Origin of the sequence: Pseudomonas sp. FBF18 (assembly GCF_024261405.1) — a bacterium.
In the GTDB taxonomy this organism is placed as follows: Bacteria; Pseudomonadota; Gammaproteobacteria; order Pseudomonadales; family Pseudomonadaceae; genus Aquipseudomonas; species Aquipseudomonas palmensis.
In genome coordinates this window covers 1-4121 of record NZ_QKRS01000033.1, presented here as the reverse complement: position 1 = coordinate 4121, position 4121 = coordinate 1, and the positions used below count along the sequence as shown (strand labels likewise).

Here is a 4121-nt window from a genome sequence, read left to right as displayed (position 1 = left end):
CCGAAACCGGGCAAGGGCGATCTGGAGTTGCTGTACCAGTACGCCAACAGCAAAGGCGTGAAAACCGGCGACTACAACGTGACCGACGCACTGGGCAAATCGATCAAGGGCACGCTCGACGCCGACGGCTTCAACCTCGCCAGCGGTGCCGCCCTCGGCCCGCTGTGGGCCGACTTCGGCCTGGACCCGGCTGACACCTGGGCCGAAGCCAGCCACTTTGGCGCCAGCACGTGGCCGCTCAGCCCCTCACTCGACGATATCGCACCCGGCCAGCAATCAGTGGTCGGCGAGGTGCTGGGCGCGGCCAGGGATGGCCTGGAGAAAGGCAAGGCACTGGTGCAGCAAGGCATGGACAAGGGCAAAGGACTGGTACAGGACGTTATGGCACAAGGAAAGACAATGGCCCAGGGCCTCATGGGCCCCGGTGGCCCTGCAGTGATGGACGATGGCAAGGCGCTTGCGGGCAGCGGGCTGCAACTGGCCAGAAGTGGCCAGGCGGCCTTGCAGCAGGCACAGCAGGTGGGCGCTGCACTCAAGGGCGAGCCTGCCGCGATGGCCGGCCTGGCCAGTAGCGTGGTGCCCGGCGCAGCGGCGTCGCTGGAAGCGGCAAGAGCGCTCAACACCTTGCCCGGTCTGGCCCAGCCGACCTTGCCGAGCAGCCCGGCCAAGGCTCTGGCCAGCCGCGAGGTGCTGGCATGAGCGAGTCCGCCAAACCCCGCGAACCCCAGGTCGCGGTCGCCCCGCTCAACACCATCGACGCCAAGGACGTGGGCCGCGGCGCCGCCGAATTCGACGCCTGGCTGCAATCGATCAGTGGTGGCACCGTCACCCTGGAGCGCATCAAGTCCGTGGCCGGCGCCTTGCCGGTGGTGGGCAACATCATGGCCCTGGTGGATGCACTGGGGGACGTGGTCACCCTGGTCAAGAGCAAGCAGCGCGAGGTGCTGGACTGGGTCAGCCTGGGCATCAACCTGATCGGCGTACTGCCGGCACCGCCGACCATGGCGGCCGCGCGCATGAGCCTGCGCCCGACGTTGTTCCTGGTGCGCCAGGAGCTGCGCAACAGCGCCAAGATGCTGCTGGGCGATTCGCTGATCCAGGTGCTGATAGGGCACCTGAACGCCACCATCGCCGGCACCATCGACGACTTCGTCACCCAGGCCAAGCCCAGGCTGGCCGAGATTCTTGACGCGGCGGGTGCGAAGGGCGCCCAGATGCTCGGCGAAATCGCCGACGGCCTGGACGCCGTGGCCACCGGCCAGCTCGATGCCAGGAGCGACCGCACGGCGATGAGCCAGCAATTGTCTGCGGCTGGCGACCAGCTCACGCACAGCCCCAGGGCGGCGATCAGGAATATCTTCGGTGCGATGCACAGTGCCTGCAAGGCTGCGGGCAAGGGGGTGGTGAACAGCGCCGTGAGCAAGCTGGTGTCGGATGACATCAAGGCTCAGGTACTGGCCCAGACCGGGCAGTTGCGCAAGCTGGGGCCGGAGTTGGCGCGCCAGTTGAACAGGCTGGCGGACCCGTCGCTGGCGATGAGCATCGGTTCGATGCTCAATGTGCTGGACGGCGCCGTAAAGGGCTTTCGCAAGCGCAACAAGAACGGGCAGTCGGGCGTGAGCAAGCCGGGCACCGTGACCCAGGTGGAACGGGAGAAACCCAAGGGGGAGCTGGGGGCGACGGCCAGGCAGCATGAGGCCGTGGCTTCGACCAGCCCGCTTCCAGATACCTGCCCCATCCCGCGCCCAGCGCCCAAGGCGCACTCAGGCAACCACATCAGCTTTGCCCTGGGTTCGGAATTCATCATCCATACCGACTTCAGCCTGCCGGGTGCATTTCCCATCGAGTGGCAGCGTATCTACCACTCGCGCCTGGCCGAGTACGACCAAGGCAACCTGGGCGCTCGCTGGGTCACGCCGTTCACCACCTGCATCGATGTGGTCGGCACGGGTCTGCTGTTTCACGACTACGATGGCCGTAGCCATGCGTTCGACCTGCCCAAGGTCGAGAAGGCGCAGTACAACGCTATCGAAGACCTGCTGCTGGTTCGCAGTCGTGAAGACGAACTGGTGATCTGCCGCGGCTTCGTGCGCAAGGAACACTATCTGCGCGTGGGCGAGCGCTACTACCTGCAGAAGATCCTGTTGCACAACGATGCCGGCTGCATGCTGCATTACGAGCATCGGCACGAGGGCCGGCCGGTACTGTCCGACATCATCACCTTTCAAGGCGACATGAGTGACGTGCTGCGTCACCTAGGCACCCTGATCGATGACCATGGCCGTATCACCGGCCTGTGGGAAATGCGTGACGGCCAACCGCTACGCCAACTGTGTGCCTATCACTACGATGCCCATGGCGACCTGGTCGCCGCGCAGGATGAACACGCAGGCACCTGGCACTACCACTATCAAAATCACCTGGTGACCCGTTACACCGACCGTACCGGCCGGGGCATGAACCTGGAGTGGAAGGGCAGTGCGTTCGATGCCAAGGCCATCCGCGAATGGGCCGATGACGGCAGCTACGAGTTGCACCTGGAGTGGGACAGCAACATTCGCCTCACCTACGTCACCGACGCCCATGGCCAGGAGACCTGGTACTACTACGACATCCTTGGACATCTGTACCGTGTGCGTTACCCCGACGAGCGCTCGGAGTGGATCTTTCGCGACGAGCGCAAGCACATCGTTCGGCATGTCCACGTCGATGGCAGCGAAGACCGTTACGACTACGACGAGCAAGGCAGCGTGGTGCGGCATATCCGTGCCGACCACAGCCAGGTTCACTTTGCCTACGATGACCGCCGTCGCCCGATCAGGATCCGCGACGCCGAGGCCGGTGTGTGGGAACGCCAGTACGACCTCAAGGGCAACCTCAGCGAAACCGTCGACCCGCTGGGCAACAAGACCGAGTTCGCCTACACACCCTCCGGTCTGGTCAAGGCGATCAAGGACGCCAACGGCAACGAAAAGGCGCTGGTGTACAACGACGCCGGGCAACTGGTCGAGTACACCGACTGCTCGGGCAAGACCAGCAAATGGGCCTATGACGATATCGGGCAGTTGGTGCAGTTCACCGATGCCGCCGGCAACAAGACCCAGTACACGTACAAGGCCGGCCAGCTCGCCCTGGTCATCCATCCGGACAAGACCGAAGAGCGCTTCGAGCGCGATGCCGAGAGTCGCCTGCTGGCCCACGTCGATGCCCTCGACCGCTGTACCACATGGACCTACACCGTCGCTGGCTTGCTGGCCGAGCGTGTGGATGCGGCCGAGAACACCCTGCGTTATCGCTGGGACAAACTGGGCCGCCTCACGGGCCTGGAAAACGAAAACGAAAGCCACGCCAGTTTCCGCTACGACCCGGTCGGCCGTCTGCTGGAAGAGAGCGGCTTCGACGGCCTCACCACGCGCTACCAGTACGACACGAACACTGGGCGCCTGACCTCCACCCACGTCGGGCAACGCCGCCTCGACGTCACCTTCGATCCCGTCGGCCGTCTCATTTCCCGCGTGGCCAGCCAGGGTGACCAGCGCGAGGAAGAAACCTTTGCCTACGACGGCAACGGCAGGCTGATCCAGGCCATCAACGCCGCGAGCAAACTGCAGTGGTTCCATGACGAGGCCGGCAACCTCGTTCGTGAACACCAGCACTACCTGGCCACCGGCACCCCGATGGTCGCGGTGTGGCAGCACGAGTACGACGTCCTCAACCTGCGTACCTCCACCACTCGTCCGGACGGGCACAAGGTCAGCTGGCTGACCTACGGTAGCGGTCATCTGTTGGGCATGACGGTCGATCAGCATGAACTGCTGGCCTACGAGCGCGATGACCTGCACCGCGAGGTTGTGCGGCATCAGGGCAACAGGTTGAGCCAGACTCAGGCGTGGGACCCGGCGGGGCGCCTGCAGGAACAGCTGCTGGGCAGCCAGGACGGCAAAGCGACCCTGCTCAAGCGTGAGTATCAGTACGACGCGGTAGGCCAGCTGACCGACATCCACGACACCCGTCGTGGTCATCTGGCCTACCAGTACGACCCGATTGGCCGCCTGTTACAGGCCACCAGCCGCCTGGGGGTGGAGACCTTCGCCTTCGACCCGGCCGGCAACCTGCTGGAC

At 64.7% G+C, this 4121-nt stretch carries 1 protein-coding gene and 1 pseudogene; both read left to right on the top strand.

Translation table 11 applies throughout. The features are described 5' to 3' along the window. Nucleotides 1–699 (top strand): annotated as a pseudogene (locus DN387_RS25875) (type VI secretion system tip protein VgrG); the annotation flags it as partial. Then, nucleotides 696–4121, top strand: a 3426-nt coding sequence (locus DN387_RS25870; protein ID WP_254506417.1) for a DUF6531 domain-containing protein, incomplete at its 3' end; no start/stop codon positions are given. The pseudogene DN387_RS25875 and the gene DN387_RS25870, both read left to right, overlap by 4 nt.